Source organism: Mucilaginibacter gracilis, assembly GCF_003633615.1.
Lineage (GTDB): Bacteria > Bacteroidota > Bacteroidia > Sphingobacteriales > Sphingobacteriaceae > Mucilaginibacter > Mucilaginibacter gracilis.
This window is the reverse complement of record NZ_RBKU01000001.1, coordinates 4,277,240-4,296,715: the sequence shown is the minus strand read 5'-3', so window position 1 is coordinate 4,296,715 and position 19,476 is coordinate 4,277,240. Positions and strand designations below refer to the sequence as shown.

Below are 19,476 nucleotides of genomic sequence, written 5' to 3'. Positions count from 1 at the left end.
AATACTATGCTTTATAAGTTTATAAGGATAAGTTTAAACCGAGGGTAACAACTTTAGCTCTCGGGTAGGCCGAATAATCTACACCGGGTGTTAATGCCGATGAAAAAGAGCTCACTTCGGGGTCTAAACCAGAGTATTTAGTCCAGGTATATAGGTTTTGAGCCGATAAGTACAAGCGTAAACTTGACATTCCGGCTTTTTTAATAAAATCCGAGTTAAACCGGTAACCCAAATTAACTGTTTTGAGTCGTAGGAAAGAACCGTCCTCCACATCCCTTGACGAATAAAAAGCGGGCTGGGTACCACCAGTGCCGGCGCGGGCGTAAAGGTTGCTCGGGTTGGTCGTGGTCCAGCGGTCGGCGTAAGTGGCAAACTGGTTTGCGCCCTGCACGTTGGAAATACCACCTCCGCCTTCCATCAATATGCGGTTAACATTCATGATCTGGCTGCCGTAACTAAATTGAAAGAATACGTTTAAATCGAAACCTTTGTAAGAAACATTGTTAGAGAAACCGCCCGTAAATTTAGGATTGGGGTTGCCTATGGTTGTGGCATCGTTAACGTCTATAATACCGTCGCCATTCAAGTCTTTATATTTCCATGAACCCGGCTGAACGGTTTTGTTTACCGTACCATAATAAGGTACGCCGGCATTTAATACATTATTTGTGCCAGTTGAAGCAAAATCAGATGTTTGATAAACACCATCCGATGTCAAACCATAAAACATGCCTATAGGCTGCCCCACGCGGGCAACAAAGCCAGGGCTGGCGGCTATGGTATTGCCCGATTCCCATTTAACAATGGTATTTAAGTACGTTTGGCCCGATGTGAGCGATAAAACTTTATTGCGGTTAAAAGAAATATTGAAGGAGCTGCTCCATGTAATATTTTTTGTGCTAACGTTCACGGTTGTTATAGCAAACTCAAGCCCTCTGTTTTGCACCGACCCAATGTTCTCATAAGTACTTAAATACCCTGACGAACCTGGTAAAGAAGCGTTTAACAACAAATCGGTGGTTGTTTTATTGTATACATCGGCAGTTAGCGTAATGCGCTGGTTTAAAAAGCCAATATCTAAACCAAAATCGGTTTCGGCGGTGCTTTCCCATTTCAAATTAGGATTAGCAAGGTTTAACGGATAGGCTCCGTTTATTAATGTATTGTTTGCAGCGTAAGCACCGGCAACGCCGCCAGATATTGAGCCCACACCCAAAAGGCCATATGGCGCCGTATCCGAAACCCTATTGTTACCGGTAATGCCATAGCTTGAGCGTACTTTAGCATCCGATATTATTTTATTCTTCTTAAGGAAACTCTCCTGACTAAGATGCCATGCCAACGATCCGGATGGAAAATAGCCCCATATATTATCGCCAATAAATTTTGAAGAACCATCGGCCCTAAAGCTTGCCGTAGCCAAATACCTCGAATCGTAGCTATAATTTATCCGCGCTAAAAATGATGCCAGCGTGTTGCTGGATTTGTTAGTTGTAATGGTTCCGGGTGTACCTTGTGCCAGGCCACTAACCCCTAAACTTTCGTTAGGAACGCCAAGTGCCGAAAAAGAGTTTGACGAGGTGATGTTTTTACCCATCGAAAAACCAACCAATGCATTTACATTGTTTTTTCGGGCAAAAACCTTGGTATACGTAAGTGTATTTTCGTTCAGCAAATTAACGATAGAATAATTGCTCACCGAGCCGTTAGGCCCGCCGCTCCCTAGCGTACTAGCAGGACTCCCCAGACGTGATTGTGACGTGTTAAACTGATCGTACTCCAGCATACTTGAATTTAAGCCGCCCGAAACCCGCAGCCTTAATTCGGGAATAAAGTTATAATCCAGATAGGTGTTTGCTGTTAATAAGTTAGTTGACCGGTTCCTGATTTCGTTGGTGGCCGTTAAAACAGGGTTCCACTCGTAATTGGTTGAGGTTATAACAGCACCGTCTTGTGCCTGTGTTAAAATAGCATTCGGGTCTGTTCCCGGAGGTACAACGGGGCGGTATCTCCAGGTACTAATAAGCAGCGGATCGGCTGTTGTAAAAGTACCTCCAACCTGGTTGCCATTGGTTACTATGTAACTATAATTGGTATTTAAACCTACTTTAAACTTTTCGTTTATATTTTGATCAAGCGTTACGCGGCCCTGATAACGTTTAAACCCCGAACCTATAACGGTACCATCCTGGCCCAGGTAAGAGCCGGTAACGGTATACTTGGTATCTTTTGTTCCACCTCTTAGTGCTACAACATGACTTTGCATAGCAGCTTTACGGAACACTTGCGACTGCCAATCAATTGCGGGTTGATTTAAATAATCATTTAATGATAATGTTCCGGTTGGATTGTAGGTTGCATTTTGGATGTTATAGAAAGTGTAATCCTGTGTCAAATTTGTGGCCAATACCGAATCTGTTTCTAAAACATATTTCACGTAATTGTACGGATCCATCACGTTTTGCCTGTTGATATTCGATTGAACACCATAGTAGTTATCATAAGTGATAACAGGTGGCCCGGTTTTTCCTTTTTTTGTGGTAATTATAATAACGCCATTTGCTCCGCGTGCACCGTAGATAGCCGTTGAAGATGCGTCTTTTAGAATATCGATCGATTCGATATCTGAGGGACTGATGGAGTTATTGTTGTAATTTTCTATCGGGAAACCGTCAATAACATACAAGGGTGAGTTATCTTGTGTTACCGAATTACCGCCCCGTATAATAATTGCCGGCGAAGCTCCAGGCTGCCCATCGGGCGAAGTAACCTGAACGCCAGCAACCCTGCCGGCCAAAGCATCGTCGAACGATTTCACAGGTGCTTTATTCAGGTCGGTTACATTTACCGAGCTTACAGAGCCTGTGAGATCACGACGGTTAACCTGGCCATAGCCTACAACCACAACCTCGTTTAAGCTTGTAGAGTTATCATTGAACCTGGCATTTATTACGGTTTGTGTACCTACAGTTATTTCCTGAGCAATATAACCTATAAAACTAAAAACTAATACCGAGCGGCTGTCTGCAACGTTTATGGTATACTTACCTTTAACATCGGTAACGGTTGCATTGGTTGTTCCTTTTACTTTTACCGTTGCACCAATCACCGTTTCGCCGTGGCTGTCGGTTACGGTGCCTGTAATTTTGATAGGCTTTGCCTGGGCTAGTGTTTTTGAGTTATCAATTAAAACAAGCGCCATCAGCATAAGCAAATACCTGGTTGAAGTTTTGCCATGCCTCATTAAAAATTTTGTAAATAATTTGAGCATAATTTAGATAAATTAGGTTAGTATGGTGTTATAAATGGTTTATCTCAGAGCAACGAAGCAGGCGGGTATGTTCGCAATTTATTACGAACACCAAACTTCATTTAAGTTTATTTTTCAAATGTCTTGAAAAAAGATAGCTCAACATCTATTTATATTGACCGACTATTCAGTTATATTGACCTAGGTACCTAAAAAGTACTTTATAATTAGAGGATAAAAAAGGGAGTAGAAAGCAAAGTTTTTTTGCTCATTTTTTGTGTTTTAAAGGTGTATTAGCACGCCTTTTACATGTTAGTTTAACATACTTTTTTGTGGTAACAGGATGGGTATAGACCAGAATGGGCGGCGATACCCATCCAGGGTGCAATGGGGTTACACTTCTGTTTCTTTCTGCAAGCGTTTAACTTAACATTACAGCATATCTATTAATTGCAGCCTTACACATTTGGTAAGCTGGCGCATTATGTAATAAAGCTATTGCAGCAGAAAAAAACAACGGCCATTCCGCCGTTTTTTAAACAGATTAAAAAAAACACACTACATATCAAAGCTGTTGAGCAGCTTGATCTCATTGCGATATAATAAAATCTTTCCGTTGTTCTCTAATATTTTGAGCAAACGTGATATTACTACTCTCGAAGTAGCCAGTTCATCCGCGATCTGGTAATGTGATGCTTTGATAACGCTTGAACCCGAAAGCCGTTGCTTTTCTTTCAAATAAGCGATGAGCCTGTCATCCAACTTATAAAACGCAATGCTTTCGATGGACTTTAGCATTTCAGAAAAACGCTCGTTAAAACTACGCATAATGTAGTTTTTCCAGCTCGGATATTTGCATAACCATTCATCCAGTTTATTATGCGGTATGGCAACAATGGTAAGGTCGCCTTCGGCTGTGGCTTTAACTTCGCTTTTCTTTTCCTCCAGGCAACAACTGTAAGCCATGGAGCAGGTTTCACTGCTAGACAAGTAGTACAGTAAAATCTCATTACCATTGTCGTCTTTTTTTAGCACTTTTAAAGTACCTTTCAATACCAGGGGCATCATACGGATATACTTTCCATAATCCATAATAATATCCCCGTCTTTAAAAGACCGTAATTCACCAAACTCGTTAATTTCTACAATCAAAGCAGGCTCAAAAGTTGCTCCAAATCCTTGTAAGACATCCATAGGGCTAAGTTAACAGTATTTTCATACTTAGCGGCCAGGTTGGTTCAGCGCTCCGGTTATTGGTTCACAAACCGGTTAACCTGTTCCCAGGTTTTCCCGTTAATAACGTTATCAATTCCGCTTTTGGTTAAAATTGATTTGGCCATCATACTGCGTCCGCCGCTTTGGCAAAAAACCACAATGTTTTTTTTGTTCTTAAATTTTGATAACTGTGTTACTATCTGGTCCAAGGGGATGTTTACCGAACCCTTAACATGGCCTCCCGCAAATTCTGAGGGGTTACGCACATCTACCAAAAAAGCACCTTCTTTGATAATAGTTTGCAGATCAGGCTCATCCGATGCACCGAATAATTGCTTAAATATATTCATGGTTTATTTTTTTTAAGAGTTTAACAGATGTCGTTCCCATTTTGCTAATGGCTGTATTAAATAATAGCATAAAGGTCTTCGGAATAAGCTTTTGCGACGGTTACAAATGTTACATTCAATTTTTAACATCTGCCGCTTTTAAGGTCAGTGGCAAAATATAGTGCGTTAAATTTATTGCCTGGGATTAATTTTCAACCTATCTTTTCTTTTACACCTGGTGCATTCAAATTACGCATTGGTACGCTTAAAAATGCAGGTATTGCATGCCGGCCACCGGTAAAGCCGCCATACAAGCCCGTTACCGCTAATTATCAATTAAGTTAAATTAGTAAAACTGTTATACATATTAATGAAACATTAATGTAATGTAAATTACAATTGATAAATTTGTTAATGGCAAATGATAAAAAAGGAAAAGACTTATTGCCAGAATGGGAACAATTTATTACAAATAAAGATTCTAAAGCATTTCATGATCTTTATATTGGCTATTATCATTATTTTCATTTTTTAGGAAAAAAAAAGGGGTTCGCCCCTCCTATCATCGAAGATGCGATAAGTGATCTTTTTCTGTATATCTGGGGAAATTCCGAGAAATTACGCGTTGTAAGAAATCATCACAATTACCTGGTTACATTTTTCATCAATAAACTATTGAGCAAAAGGGGGCCGGGGAAAGAAGATGTGATTGATATTATGGAAATATCAGAACTGCTTACAGTTCCGTCTGCCGAATACGAGCATATTACGGCTAACGTGCAAGAAAGCGTAGCCGAAACCATTAAAAGTTACGTAGAACGGCTGCCGCCAAAGCAAAGATTAATGATTTACCAGAAATTTTACCTCGGATTATCATACAATGAAATCTCAACAACTAATAATGTATCCGTTAGAACCGCTTACAACACCATATTTCACGCTATAAATACTTTAAAAGCTAATTTAAGTAAAGAAAAGGTCTTAATTTCAGGTCTTTTATCATTAAGTATCATCTTTTTTTTATTTTTTTTCAAAAATCTCTGGTAAAAATCAAACCGATGCCACTCTATTGTTTAGTACACAATAAAAATGCATACAAAAGATTTTTTATACCTGCTGGAAGACCAAAGCTTTTTAAATTATTGCAATGGTAGTAATCAAAACGATACGGAGTATTGGCAAAACCAGCTATTGGAGCATCCTGAAGATGAGAAAGCTATTCAGGAGCTTAAAGTATTGGTAATATTATTAACCGAAGAAACCCGGAAACAGCAAGCAGAAGCAGGTTTTAAATTGCTGCAACAAAATATATCTGCGCAAACAAAAATTACCGGTAAAGTTAGGCCCTTGTTTAAACGGCTATCCGTTGCAGCCTCCTTATTAGTAGTGTTATCTACCGGGCTTTATCTCTATATTTCAAAAAATAACAAGTCCATAGCTTATTCCATCAACAAATCCAACGATGTTAAACCTGGTGGCAATAAAGCCATACTCATTTTAGCTAACGGAACAAAGATTGACCTTACCAATGCCCAAAACGGAACATTAGCCGTACAAAACGGAACTCAGATATCTAAAATGGCCGATGGCCAGGTTATTTATCAGCCTGCCGAAAACCTTAACGGCCAGGGAAACGCACCTGATATCAATACCATCCAAACACCTGTAAAAGGCCGGTACATGATCGTTCTGCCCGATGGTACCAAAGTATGGCTAAACTCGGTATCATCATTACGTTACCCTTCTGTTTTTGATGAGAAAACAAGGGAGGTTGAGTTAACCGGCGAAGCTTATTTTGAAGTTGCCCATGTTACCTTAAAGGGAACCAACAAAAGGGTACCTTTTATTGTGCAAACAACATCGGCTACCAACCCCAATAAAACGCAAAAGATTGAGGTATTAGGTACGCATTTTAATGTTAATTGTTATGATGACGAGCCTCTTAGCAAAACTACTTTGCTCGAGGGTAGCATTAAAGTTTCAAACGCCAATATAACAGGCGGCCGCGAAGCACTGCTCAGCCCGGGCCAGGAGTTGAGTTCAGGAAACGGTAAGTTTAATGTAGGCCAGGCCGATATTGAAGCAGCTATAGCCTGGAAAAACGATGATTTTGTATTTAGGGAAGATATCAGGAGTGCCCTGCGCAAGGTTGCACGCTGGTATGACGTAGATATTGATTACGCAGAATCGGCACCAAAACAGCTGATGCTTGGAGGCTGGATTTCGCGAAAGAAAAACATTTCTGAAGTGCTCGACATGATGGAAGGCACCGGAAAAGTTCATTTTATTATTACAGGAAGGAGGATTATGGTTACAGAGTAGTACTTGCCCTCTAGCCATAACAAAAAAAGCCAAAAGTGATTAAACACTCCTGGCCTTAAAGTTTGGCAAATCCTAAATAATTTTCATTAATAGTTAACCTGTAAATCGCACGCGCTTCGAAACAACCGCGATTTGCATTACCAAACATTACAAATGTATAAAATTTATACTATTCAACGCGTCGTGCCTTACCCGTACGTCATTAAACTCCTACGTATTATGCGATGGGCAACCTTAATCTTCATGTTAACGCTAATGCAGGTTAGTGCTGCCACTCTGGCGCAGCGCATATCCATCAGTAAGCGTAACGCTCCGTTAGAAAGCGTTTTAAAAGATATCCGCCAGCAAAGCGGCTACGATATTCTTTTTGACCTTGACCTTGTTTTAAAGGCCAAACCCGTTACCGTAGATTTGGTTAACGCTACCCTTGACGAGGCGCTTCAAAGTTCGCTGGCCGGGCAGCAGCTCACGTATACCTTAGAGAATAAAAAAATAGTAATTAAGGAGATCCGGCTGTTCGATAAAATAAAAAACGTTTTTTCGGCTTCGGTTGATGTAAGGTGTACAGTTACCGATAGCCTTGGAAGCACCCTACCCGGGGCCATTGTAACAGTAAAAGGCACAAAAACAACTTATGTGGCCGATAATAACGGCGAATTTACTGCCCTGGATATACCACCCGCCGGGATGGTATTGGTAACTACCTACGTAGGTTATCAGCGCCAGGAAACTTACATCAACCGCGATGCTAAAAGCCCTTTGCGCATTGTATTAAAGCCCGCCATGACTCGCCTTAACGAGGTAAGTGTGGTTTATGATGGGTATCATAAAATATCAAAAGAGCGTGCCGCGGGTGCCTACTCTTCCATTTCGCATGATGAAATACAAGCCATGCCCGCCGTTAACTTAATGTCGAGGCTGGAAGGCAAGTTGCCTGGTGTTAATTTTGACGTACGCAGTAACTACCTACAGGTACGTGGCATAAACGATTATAGCGAAAACAGCGCAGTACTCATCGTGGTAGACGGCTTCCCGCTCATCAGCCCCAGCGACCAGCCCCGGCTAACCAATTTAACCGGCAACGTAACCGGCAATGCTGTAATAGGCAACTTAAATCCCGACGATATTGAGCAAATTACGGTATTGAAAGATGCGTCTGCAACATCTATCTGGGGTTCGCGCGGTGCCAATGGCGTTATCGTGATTGAAACCCGCAAGGGTAAAAAAGGCTTGCCTGTTATTAATGCCAATTACACTTTGGGCGTTTCGCAGCGGCCAAACTTCAATAACCTGAAGTGGATGAACAGTGCCCAGTACATTGATATGGAACAGGATTTGGTGAACAGGGGAATGCTTACCGATCCGGCGTCAGTTTCTTCGGGTAGTGCCATGTACACTGCTAACAATAGCGACGCTACCGAATGGATGTACCGCGTAAAACGCGGAACGGCCACAGCAGGCCAGCGCGATGCGGCCTTGGCCGAATTGAGCACGCATAGTTCGCTCGAACAGATCAATAAATATCTGTTGCAAAATGCGGTGAGCAACCAGGCCAATATTTCTGTATCTGGCGGAGCCGATAATACGATTTACAGTGTTTCTGGAAACTACACCAAAGACCAGCCTTTTTACAAAGGAAACTGGGCTGAAAATATGATCCTGAATTCAAACACCTCATCCGATGTGTTTAATAAAACATTGACTATCAGAACCGGGCTTAATTACCGTTACTCCAATAGTACATATAACGGCGCCGCGGTAGATGCGCTTTCAACCACAACAACATCATTGCGGCCATATGATAACCTTGTTGATGATAACGGCAACCATATTCAACGCACCATCATCTTCAGGCAATCTATTGGCGATGGGCTGGTATCGCAAGGGTACCTTCCCTTCGGTTATAATGCTATTGACGAATTAAATTATTCAAATACAGTTTCCAAAACAAATTCAATCAGGCTCTCTGCAGGCATCAACGGTAAAATAACCAGAGACTTAAATGCCGATGTATCCTTTATGAGCCAGCGGCAATTTGGCAGTAACGTTACTATTAACGAACTGAATAGTTATGCCAACCGCATCCAATTGAATACGTATACTGTGGTAAACAATGGTAAACTTTCGTACGGGATACCTTATGGGGGCACTTATTACGAAGAAAACCCTACTGCTTACGATACTGATGTGCGCGGGCAATTAAATTTCGATCATTCGTGGAAAGAGGGTCACCAGGTAACTGCTTTAGCCGGTACCGAGATCAGGGAAACCGGTACCTCTACCACCACCTCAACCCGTTACGGCTATAACCAGGATTCCAATTCTATCGGTGTATTCAGTCCCAACGCTTCCATCCCTACCTTTTACGGCTATTCAACAACGTTGAGCAATAACCTAAGTGGTATTTCTGCCACCAGGCGCAGGTATCTTTCTTATTATGCTAACGCTGGCTATAGCTTTCTGGATAAATATTTTGCCACAGGTAGCGTAAGGTTTGATGACGCTACTATGGTGGGTATTGACCCATCTGTGAGGGCCAAACCATTCTGGTCTGCCGGTTTCCGTTGGAATGCCACTAAAGAGGATTTTTTTAGCAAGGTAAGTTGGTTGTCAAAACTCGCTGTCAGATTAACTGTGGGCACCGCCGGAACAGTACCTACAGTAGGAAGCAACATTACCGTACTTTCCGTGAGCAGCCAATCAGATAGCCGCACCGGTTTAACAACAGCCACTATAGGTACCCCCGCAAATAGTACGTTGCGCTGGTCAACCACCCGCCAAATCAATTTCGGTACCGATTTCGGCTTGTTCAAAAACCGGTTAATCGGGAGCTTTGATATTTACACTAAAAAAACTGTGGATATACCGGTTAATCAGGTGTATAACCCAACCTACGGCTGGTCTTACCTAACGTTTAACACGGCAACCATGGCTGGCCACGGCATTGATTTGGGTTTAACAGGTGATGTGATCCGGATGCGGAAGTTCAAATGGAGCTCAACCTTTAACTTCACTTATGCCACTAATAAAATTACCGATGCCCATTACATCAACGAAACGGCCAATATACTTGCCGGAGGCACCTATATAGAAGGTTTGCCGGTTGGCGCCTTATTTGTTTACAAATGGGCGGGCCTGGATAACAAGGGCCAGTCGCAAGTTTACGACCGCAATAACAACATTGTAAGCAGTACCACATCAATATCAAACTTTACCCGTGCCGATCTTAAATATGCCGGGGTAACCTACGCGCCTTATACCGGCGGCTTTTTTAACACGTTTAATTATGGGCCTTTCTCTGCAACGGCGCAAATAACCTATTACTTTGGCAGTGTATTCACCAAACCATCGGTAACAACCAACAATTACGCAACCAATAACTCTACTTTTTATGGTTCTATCGGAAAAGTTGAGGACATAGCTTACCGCTGGCGCAAACCTGGGGACGAGGCAACTACCAACATACCCGGTATTACCAATTCAAGCTACAACAGTATATTCCGTTATCAAAACTCGGACTTACTTGTAGAAAAGGGCGACCATCTACGCTTGCAACAAGTAAGTTTAGCTTATACCGTGCCGGCAAAGTATATACCCAGGAGTATTTTCAAGAGCTTGTCGCTTAGTGCCAATATCCAAAACTTAGGTATTATCTGGCGCGCCAATAAAGACCATCTGGACCCATTGTATACCAATAGCTCCGGTAATTACTCTAACCTGCCTCCGGCTTTAAGTTATTTAATTGGCGTAAACGCTTCATTTTAAAACATCATGAAAAAAACTATATTCACACTTGCGGTGCTCATCCTCATGAGCAGCTGCCGCAAATATGTCGAGATCACTCAACCTGGTATACGTACCCTTACTTATACCACCGATTACCGCTATCTTTTAGATAATGCCAACGTTTTTGAGGGCAGCTATGGTTACCCTATCATATCTGGCGACGATACGGAATACTCGGATGTTAACCAGCAGAACAACATCAACTCCATATGGGGTGCCGTTTACACCTGGGCGGATACTTACATATCCGAAACAGTGAGCGATACCGACTGGGATAAATTATATAACATTATTTATAACTGTAATACGGTTATTGATGGTGTATTAACCTCGAAGAATGGAAGTGACGCCTTAAAACAGCAGCTGTACGCCGAAGCGCTGGTACACCGCGCCAACTGTTATTTAATATTGGTTAACATTTACGGCAAACAATACAATGCCACTACGGCAGCTACCGATTTGGGTGTGCCATTATTAACAACGCCAAACCTGTATGCCAGTTTAAAAAGGGCCAGTGTAAACACGGTTTACGCGCAGATATTGACTGACCTTGTAACCTCAGTAAGCAGGCTCCCAAAGCTTCCTGATGCCAATATCAGGCCGTCAAAGGCGGCAAGCTACGCGCTCCTGTCAAAAACATACCTTAACATGCGCGATTTTACACGCGCCGGCCTATATGCCGATAGTACCCTGAGCATACAAAGCACCTTGCTTGATCTTAAGGCTTACAGTGCGTCTTCGGGTAGTGCTATCCCTAAAAGGATTGCCGATCCGGAGGTGATACTATCTAAAATTGTAAATGGTTACTACACCGGTATCCCCATTAGTGCCGACGCTTTAAACTTGCTTGGAACCAGCGATTTGAGATATGTTTTTTTCACTAATGCCGGCAATAGCGGTGGCTTTAATCCCAAATTTACAGGCCGTGGTTACTGGAGATATCAACTTAGCGGCGAGAATATTATCCAAACTGGCCCATCGGTACCCGAAGTGATGCTCACCAAAGCCGAGTGCCTGGCCCGCCAGGGCGATGCAACCGGTGCTATGCTGATAGTAAATAGTTTGCGTAAAAAACGGTTTTTAGACGCCGATTATGTCGACTTGCCTACCACCGATGCAGCAACGGCCCTTAGTACCGTAATAGATGAACGCAAACGCGAGTTTGTAGGCAGAGGATACCGCTGGTTTGATCAGAAACGCATGAATTATGATGCCGCCTTCGCGTTAACTAAAACCCGGGTATTGAAAGGCGTTACTTATACTCTGGCGCCAAACAGCAACCGCTATTTGTACCCTATCGGCCAGAAATATATCCTGCTCAACCCCGAACTTGAACAAAACCCACGGTAATAAATATTTTACATGTTTAAAAAAACTTTTATAGTGCTGGCCATCCTGGCATCGTCAGCCCAAGCTCAAACGGTGCCGGGAAAGGTTATTCTGAAACCCGAAAAACCTATCCAGGGAAAGCCCTTACAAGTGGCTTATACGCCGGGTAAAGAGAACATCGACCCCACAAAAATAAAAAGGGTTTTTGTTTACCAGTTTGCAAACTTTCAATGGCGTGTAGATACACTACCACTGCAAGCCCAAGCCGGAAACCATTTTACGGCAAAAATTAACCTGGATAGCAGGTCGGCGTTTGTGGCGTTAAAGTTTGACCTCGCAACAAGCCTTGATACCAATGCCAATGAATATGCCTGGCCGGTAACTGATAAAAAGGGTTTAAAATTACCGGGCGGAGCATTGGCGCAAGCCTTGTTCCGCATGCCGGCCAGCCTCGGGGGGCCGGCCGGTTATTTCAACAAGTTCCCCAACAAGCCATCGGCAGATACGCTACAAACGCTTTTAAAAGAAGAGCAAGAAATTAAAGGCAGTTCTCCATCACGGTACGCCCACGCTTATATCGCTTTGCAAAGGCTAATTAACGGGCCACGGTTTAAACAGGTAGCACCGGCCTTGCTCGAGAAGTTATGGACAGGAGGCGGCCTTTCGGGCCAGGACACAACGGAGCTTTACCAGATTTACGGGTTTGAACTTAAAGATGAAACCCGTGCGGCGGAGTTGAGGAAACAGATTATTCTGCGCGCGCCGCAAGGCGATCTTGCCAGGTTGGAAGCCTACAAGCAAGCCATGAAAATAGGAAATAACCAGCAAATCATCGCGAACAGCGAAAAGTTTTTGGCCGATTTTCCGGTAAGCGGGCAAAAGAACAATGCCCCCCGCCAGAATTATATTTATTATAGTGTGTACCGTAACCTTGCGGCGGCTTATTTTCAGGAAGGTAAATACGATGACATCATTAAGAAGAGGAAATCCTGGGATTTTAAAACCGAAAATGAAATTTACCGATGGAATATTGACCGCGGGCTGATGCTGAAAACAGTATCGATAGCTGCAGTTAAACCTTTGGCGGATAGCCTGGCTGAGGATTTACTAACTAAAATTAACGACCATTCGTACCGGGAGGATTTTGATTCCCCTGCCGACGCGGCCGCCAATGCCATTAAACAAATGGACGACCGTATCCGTACCCAGATTAACATTCATTACAGCCTTGATGACAATCAAATTGCCCTGGATTACTTTAAAAAGCTATCCCCAGGCGCCCAATTTGCCAATGCCGAAACTAACGAAATACACGTGCAATTGCTTGACCGCTTGGGGCAAAGCCAGGCCGTTAAGGGTATATTAGAACAAAGTGTGCGGAGTAACGCAGTTACCCCTAAAATGTTTACCCGCATTAAGGATATTTATACCGCCGAGCATAATGGCGTAGCCGGTTATGAGCAGTATCTGGCGTCATTAAAGTCGGCAGATGAAATAAACGGTTTGAAAGCCGAGGTAAAAGCGCACCTCCTCAATCAGGATGTTATGCCTTTTGCATTGGAAGACTTGAACGGCAACCTGGTACGCTCCAGCGATTGGGAGGGTAAAATTGTGGTTATTGATTTTTGGGCAACCTGGTGCAAGCCCTGTATAGCCGCCTTCCCCGGTATGCAGATGCTGGTTGACAAATACGCCAAAGACCCCCGGGTTGATTTTTATTTTGTATCAACCCAGCAGTTTGGAGATTATAAGCAAAAGGTGAAAGACTTTATTAAACGCGAAGGCTGGCGCTTTAATGTGCTGTTTGATGGTGTTAATAAAGAAACCGGCGCGCAGGATGAAGTTTTTTCGCCGCTGGCCAAATTTTTCAAATCATCCGGTATTCCGCGTAAAATCATCCTCAAGGATGGTATCATGAGGTACACCAACGAAGGTTATTCGGGAAGCCCGAGCCAACTGGCCGACGAATTATCTTATGCCATTGAACTTTTAAAATCAGAAAAATAGATGTTACTTAAAAAGATACTTGTAACGGTAATCATTGTTATGGCAGCGTGCCAATTTACCTCGGCCCAAATAAGCACCAAGGATAAGTTGTACACAGCCCTTACCGCTATTCAAAAAAATTACGTCGATTCGCTGAGTGATCAGGCCCTTATTGATGCCGCCATCAAAGGGATGTTTACCTCGCTCGACCCGCACTCCAAATATTTTAGCGCCAAAGAGGCGCAGGAGATGAAAACCATGATGAGCGGCTCTTTTGTAGGCATCGGCATACAATATATTAGTCAGAACGACAGTGTTTTTATTACCCAGATCATCCCTGGCGGCCCTGCCGAAAAAGGCGGGATAATGCCGGGCGACCGCATCTTAAAAATTGATAGCGAGGTAGTAACCGGGGCCAGGTTTAGCAACATGGATATTTTGAAAAAAATACGGGGCGTCAATAATTCGCCAATCAGGCTGGAGCTTTATCGCCAGGCATCAAAAAGGAAAATTACAGTTAATTTAATTCGGGGTGCTGTGGCAGACCATTCGGTGAGGGCAGCCTATATGCTGAACAGCGATATTGGCTACATTTCGATAGGGATATTTGCCCAAACAACGCAACCCGAAATTGAAGATGCCTTAAAAAGCCTTAAAAAACAGGGGATGAGATCGCTCATATTAGACCTACAAGGCAATGGCGGCGGATATGTTGAAGCCGCTTTAGGCGTAGCCGACGAGTTTCTGAAGAAAGATCAGATGGTGTACTACACCGTAGACCGTGATAAAGGCCGCGACTATTACTATGCATCGGCATCGGGCACGTCATGGGGTGGCAAACTGGTGGTGCTGGTTGACCAAAATACGGCATCGGCCAGCGAATTGCTAGCCGGCGCCTTACAAGACTGGGACCGCGCGGTAATTGTTGGGCGCAGAACGTTTGGGAAAGGATTAACACAACGGCCAGTACCGCTTCCGGATGGCTCGGTGCTGGAGCTAACCGGTGGAAGGTTGTTTACACCAGCCGGAAGAACGGTGCAAAAACCCTATAAAGGCGTTAATTACAACGCGGATATTACTAACCGTTATATGAGCGGCGAATTATTCTCCGATAAACCAATTACCCTGCCCGATTCGTTAAAAACTCATACCCTGGTTAGTAAACGGGTGATATATAACCACAGCGGCATTTTGCCCGATAAGTTAGTACCCCTGGATACCTTGCAGGATGCTACCTGGCTTAAAGCAGTAGCAGCAACCGGAGCGGTTAACCAAACTGCATGGCAGCTTGTAGATGAGCACCGTGATGAGCTAAAAGCTGCCTATCCGGATTTTGATGCTTTTAATAGCGGCTACAAAGTAGCTCAACGCAAGATAAACGAGATTGCCAGGGTGGCAGAAAAACAAGGCATCCAATTGCCTGTACATAATAAAGATCGCATTTTTGACCTCCTTGCCCTGGAAATTAAGGCCGAAATAGCAGCGCAGTTATTTTCTGGGCACGAGTATTATCTCCGCGTAATCAGCAAAGAAAATACAAGCATCCGCGAAGCGATAAACATTTTAAACAACGGCCGCCAATACTCTACCTATCTTGATGGCGCAAAGGCTCTGTAACTAAACAGCAGTTAATTAATAAACACCCACAAACACACATGAAAAATTTAACGTTCTTTTTAATGACCATGTTAGGCTTACCTTTATGGTGCGCCGCCCAGCAAGGATACGTCATTACCGGTAAAATAGGCACGCTGGATAAACCCGCAAAAGCGTTTTTGAGCTACCATATCAATGGCGTGCGCCATCTTGATTCAACGGTGCTTAACAAAGGTTTTTTTGAGTTTAAGGGTATTGTACCATCAACCAGGGAGGCTCATATCCGCATTATACACGATGGTATGCCCGATAACCCCATTTACAAACCCGTATATGATGTTTACGGCTTTTACATTGAGAACAAAAACCTCAGGATAGAAACTGCCGACTCTATCAACAAAGCTAAAATTTACGGATCGGCCGTGAACGACGATAACGCTGCGATGGGTGCCCTGCTGAAGCCTATTTACGACCAGTTTACGGCTTTAAACGATGAATACAGATCTAAAAACGCACAGCAAAAAGCAGATACCGCCTACATTAACTCGTTAGAGCGGCGCGCTGCCAAAATTACCGCCGAAACTATAGCCGCTAAAAGAAAATACGCGCTGGAGCATCCGGATTCTTACATGGCTATTGTAGCGTTAAATTCAACAATGGGAGAAACCTTTGACGCGCAAGCCACCGAAAAAGTGTTTAACAAATTATCGCCTGAGATACGCGGCTCCGAACTCGGCCAGGCATCTTTAAAGCGTATCCTGGAAGTTGTTCGCACCGAGGAAGGCGTAATAGCACCCGACTTTACGCAGGACGATGTAAACGGTAAGCCTGTAAAGCTTTCAGACTTCCGCGGACATTACGTACTTGTTGATTTTTGGGCTTCGTGGTGCGGCCCATGCCGCCGCGAAAATCCGAACCTCATTAAGGCCTACGCCGATTTTAAGGATAAAGGATTCCGGATTTTGGGTGTATCGTTAGACAAGCCGGCCGACAAAGAAAAATGGCTGAAAGCAATAAAAGACGACGGGTTGACCTGGACACAAGTATCCGACCTTAAAGCCTGGGATAACCAGGTAGCTAAACTTTACAGTGTAACGGCTATACCGATGAACTTTTTAATTGACCCTAAAGGTAAAATTGTTGCAAAATATTTGCGCGGAGAAGCCTTAAATGCAAAACTGAAAGAAATTTACAAATAGCAACACCGCAATAAATAATTATTGTTAGAGAAAAACGAACCGATGCGGCAAAAGCATCGGTTCGTTTTTTTTGTTTTTAGTTTGGCTTTGCTTTATGGTTAACGGCGATGCCCAGCCAATAACAACCAGGTATTTAAAAGTTAATCCTCGAAATGCAACACCAATTAAACGCAAAAACTGTACAAATAAACTTCAAAATAAATTACTTATCAGGGTGCTTATTTCCCATCCGTTAATTCAAAGCTGCCTTTTAACCGTATGTCATCAGACGAAGAGCCAATCATCAGTTTAAAGTTACCCGGCTCTGTAACCCAGGCCATATATTTGTTGTAAAAAGATAGCTTCTCTTTATTCACAATAAACACAAGCGTTTTACTTTCGCCCGGTTTTAACATTACCTTGCTAAAATCTTTCAATAATTTAACCGGTTGCACTACCGAAGCTACCTCGTCGCGCAGGTATAGTTGCGCCACTTCTTCACCCGCATATTTCCCCGTATTGGTAATTTTAAATGTAACCCTAAGGGAATCACCGGTGCTTAAAACAGGTTTATCAATTTTTAAGTCGGAGTAACTAAATGTGGTATAACTTAAACCATATCCAAATTCGTAACGGGGTGTATTTTGCTCATCAATATACGATGATAGGTATAACTTGTTGGCTTCGTTGTTATATGGCCTGCCGGTGTTGGTTTGGCTATAAAATAGCGGTATTTGGCCCATTGACCGCGGAAAGCTAACCGGTAATTTGCCCGCAGGATTATACTTACCAAACAGAACATCAGCAATAGCATTTCCGGCTTCGCTGCCCAGCCACCAGGTATATAAAATGGCTTGCGCCTTATCGGCTATTTTGTTAAATATTAATGGCCGGCCACCCATTATGATTACAATAATGGGCTTTCCGGTTTGTTCTATGGCATCAAAAAGCTTTTGCTGATCACCGGGCAGTTCAATATTTGCGCGTGATTTTGATTCGCCACTCATATCAAAGGTTTCGCCCAAAGCCATAATCACCACGTCTGATTTGGCTGCAATCGATACCGCTTCGGCAATATCCTGTTCGCTGCTGCGCTGAACGGTGCCCCCCTTAGCGTATACTAACTGCTGATTTTTAGCAACTGCCGAAAGTACCCCATCATACATACTCACAATTTCGGTAGTGTCCTGGTTAACATTCCATGCACCTGCCTGGTCGCGTTTGGCCTTTACCAGCGGGCCTATCAGCGCAATGGTTTTTACCTTGGCTGTTAGGGGCAGCACCTGGTTTTCGTTTTTCAACAGCACTATTGATTTTTCGGCTACGGCCCTCGCCGCTACACGGTTTTGAGGATCGTTCAAAACCTGTTGCTCACGCGCCTCGTCGCAAAATTTGTAGGGATCGTCAAACAAACCAAGTTCGTATTTTTTATATAAGATGCGTTTAACCGCGTCGTCAATTAGTGCTATATTCACTTTACCTTCTTTAACCAGTGTTACCAGGTTTTTACGGTATATTGAGCCCTCCATATCCATATCGCTCCCTGCGGTAATGGCCTTAAAGGCAGCGTCCTGCTTATCACGCGCGTAACCCCAAATCAGCATCTCGCCAATCGAGTTCCAATCGCTTACCACAAAGCCCTTGTAGTTCCATTTGTTTTTTAAAATGTTACGCAATAAATAGCTGTTAGCGGTAGCCGGGATGCCGTTAAAGGTATTAAACGAATTCATGAAAGTTGCAACACCTACGTTGGCAGCGGCTTTAAACGGTGGCAGGTATGTTTGCCAAAGTTCATGATCGCTCATTTCTACAGCCGTATAATCACGACCGGCAGTTGCCGCTCCGTAAGCTGCAAAGTGCTTAGCGGTAGCCATTACGGCATCGGTGCCTCCCAGGTGTCTACCTTGAAAACCTATTACCCGGGCTTCTGCAATACGGCTGCCCAAATAAGGGTCTTCTCCGGCACCTTCCATTATGCGTCCCCATCGCGGGTCGCGGGCAATATCAACCATGGGTGCAAACGTCCAGTGAATGCCTGAAGCGGCGGCCTCACGCGCGGCCAGGTGGGCCGATAACTCAATAGCGTCCAGATCCCACGAAGCCGCCTCAGCCAACGGAATAGGGAAAGTGGTTTTATAGCCATGGATAACATCCAGCGAAAAAAGCAGCGGGATTTTTAACCGCGACTGCATGGCCATATCCTGCACCTCCCGTGTACCCCTGGCGCCTTTTACATTTAATACAGAACCAACCCAGCCATTTTTGATCTCGGTTTCCAAATCATTCTTTTTGGGATTGGCGGGCCCTGTCATCACCTTGCCCGAGTATTGGTTAAGCTGGCCAACCTTTTCGTCCAGGGTCATTTTATTTAACAGCACATCTACCTTCCGCAAAATTGCTGCATCCTGGCTTTGTGCTTTAACCTGCGAAGTGATAATTACAATAAAACAGCAGATAATCAAATAACGACTATACATGATATATT

The 19,476-nt window shown here is 43.5% G+C and carries 11 protein-coding genes; 7 read left to right on the top strand and 4 right to left on the bottom strand.

Annotated elements, in window-relative coordinates:
• Positions 1 to 19: 19 nt before the first annotated feature.
• From BDD43_RS19055 to BDD43_RS19045, 3 genes are all read right to left on the bottom strand, one after another.
• Positions 20 to 3,271, bottom strand: coding sequence for a SusC/RagA family TonB-linked outer membrane protein (locus BDD43_RS19055; protein ID WP_246001669.1), 3,252 nt, complete (start codon positions 3,269 to 3,271; stop codon positions 20 to 22).
• Between the two features lie 537 nt (positions 3,272 to 3,808).
• Positions 3,809 to 4,444 carry a Crp/Fnr family transcriptional regulator gene (locus BDD43_RS19050; RefSeq protein WP_121199165.1) on the bottom strand — a complete coding sequence of 212 codons (636 nt, stop codon included), beginning with the start codon at positions 4,442 to 4,444 and terminating at the stop codon, positions 3,809 to 3,811.
• 56 nt (positions 4,445 to 4,500) lie between these two features.
• Positions 4,501 to 4,815 carry a rhodanese-like domain-containing protein gene (locus BDD43_RS19045; protein WP_121199164.1) on the bottom strand — a complete coding sequence of 105 codons (315 nt, stop codon included), beginning with the start codon at positions 4,813 to 4,815 and terminating at the stop codon, positions 4,501 to 4,503.
• 393 nt (positions 4,816 to 5,208) lie between these two features.
• Between BDD43_RS19045 and BDD43_RS19040 the strand changes: the two genes are divergently transcribed.
• From BDD43_RS19040 to BDD43_RS19010, 7 genes are all read left to right on the top strand, one after another.
• The gene (locus BDD43_RS19040; protein WP_121199163.1) at positions 5,209 to 5,841 is read left to right on the top strand and encodes an RNA polymerase sigma factor; all 633 of its coding nucleotides are present in this window, start codon (positions 5,209 to 5,211) and stop codon (positions 5,839 to 5,841) included.
• Between the two features lie 42 nt (positions 5,842 to 5,883).
• A complete protein-coding gene (locus tag BDD43_RS19035) occupies positions 5,884 to 7,116 on the top strand; it encodes a FecR family protein (RefSeq protein ID WP_121199162.1) in 1,233 nt (410 codons plus the stop codon).
• A 243-nt stretch (positions 7,117 to 7,359) separates the two neighbouring features.
• Entirely contained in the window at positions 7,360 to 10,881 is a 3,522-nt protein-coding gene (locus BDD43_RS19030; RefSeq protein ID WP_162847119.1) for a SusC/RagA family TonB-linked outer membrane protein, read from the top strand.
• Positions 10,882 to 10,887: 6 nt separating this feature from the next.
• On the top strand, positions 10,888 to 12,252 hold the full coding sequence (locus BDD43_RS19025) for a RagB/SusD family nutrient uptake outer membrane protein (RefSeq protein ID WP_121199160.1): 1,365 nt from the start codon (positions 10,888 to 10,890) through the stop codon (positions 12,250 to 12,252).
• 12 nt (positions 12,253 to 12,264) lie between these two features.
• Complete coding sequence (locus BDD43_RS19020) at positions 12,265 to 14,238, top strand: TlpA family protein disulfide reductase (RefSeq protein ID WP_121199159.1); 1,974 nt, start codon at positions 12,265 to 12,267, stop codon at positions 14,236 to 14,238.
• Positions 14,239 to 14,277: 39 nt separating this feature from the next.
• Positions 14,278 to 15,834, top strand: a complete 1,557-nt coding sequence (locus BDD43_RS19015) for a S41 family peptidase (protein ID WP_162847118.1) — start codon at positions 14,278 to 14,280, stop codon at positions 15,832 to 15,834.
• A gap of 38 nt (positions 15,835 to 15,872) precedes the next feature.
• Entirely contained in the window at positions 15,873 to 17,012 is a 1,140-nt protein-coding gene (locus BDD43_RS19010; RefSeq protein WP_121199157.1) for a redoxin domain-containing protein, read from the top strand.
• Between the two features lie 218 nt (positions 17,013 to 17,230).
• Here BDD43_RS19010 and bglX read toward each other — a convergent pair whose 3' ends face one another.
• Positions 17,231 to 19,468: a beta-glucosidase BglX gene (gene bglX, locus BDD43_RS19005; protein ID WP_121199156.1), complete on the bottom strand. Its 2,238-nt coding sequence runs from the start codon at positions 19,466 to 19,468 to the stop codon at positions 17,231 to 17,233.
• Positions 19,469 to 19,476 lie beyond the last annotated feature (8 nt).

What these genes read in the sequence shown, in the direction of transcription:
- BDD43_RS19055 (WP_246001669.1), bottom strand. Translation starts at nt 3,271, where the DNA reads ATGCTCAAATTATTTACAAAATTTTTAATGAGGCATGGCAAAACTTCA.
- BDD43_RS19050 (WP_121199165.1), bottom strand. Translation starts at nt 4,444, where the DNA reads ATGGATGTCTTACAAGGATTTGGAGCAACTTTTGAGCCTGCTTTGATT.
- BDD43_RS19045 (WP_121199164.1), bottom strand. Translation starts at nt 4,815, where the DNA reads ATGAATATATTTAAGCAATTATTCGGTGCATCGGATGAGCCTGATCTG.
- BDD43_RS19040 (WP_121199163.1), top strand. Translation starts at nt 5,209, where the DNA reads ATGGCAAATGATAAAAAAGGAAAAGACTTATTGCCAGAATGGGAACAA.
- BDD43_RS19035 (WP_121199162.1), top strand. Translation starts at nt 5,884, where the DNA reads ATGCATACAAAAGATTTTTTATACCTGCTGGAAGACCAAAGCTTTTTA.
- BDD43_RS19030 (WP_162847119.1), top strand. Translation starts at nt 7,360, where the DNA reads ATGTTAACGCTAATGCAGGTTAGTGCTGCCACTCTGGCGCAGCGCATA.
- BDD43_RS19025 (WP_121199160.1), top strand. Translation starts at nt 10,888, where the DNA reads ATGAAAAAAACTATATTCACACTTGCGGTGCTCATCCTCATGAGCAGC.
- BDD43_RS19020 (WP_121199159.1), top strand. Translation starts at nt 12,265, where the DNA reads ATGTTTAAAAAAACTTTTATAGTGCTGGCCATCCTGGCATCGTCAGCC.
- BDD43_RS19015 (WP_162847118.1), top strand. Translation starts at nt 14,278, where the DNA reads ATGGCAGCGTGCCAATTTACCTCGGCCCAAATAAGCACCAAGGATAAG.
- BDD43_RS19010 (WP_121199157.1), top strand. Translation starts at nt 15,873, where the DNA reads ATGAAAAATTTAACGTTCTTTTTAATGACCATGTTAGGCTTACCTTTA.
- bglX (WP_121199156.1), bottom strand. Translation starts at nt 19,468, where the DNA reads ATGTATAGTCGTTATTTGATTATCTGCTGTTTTATTGTAATTATCACT.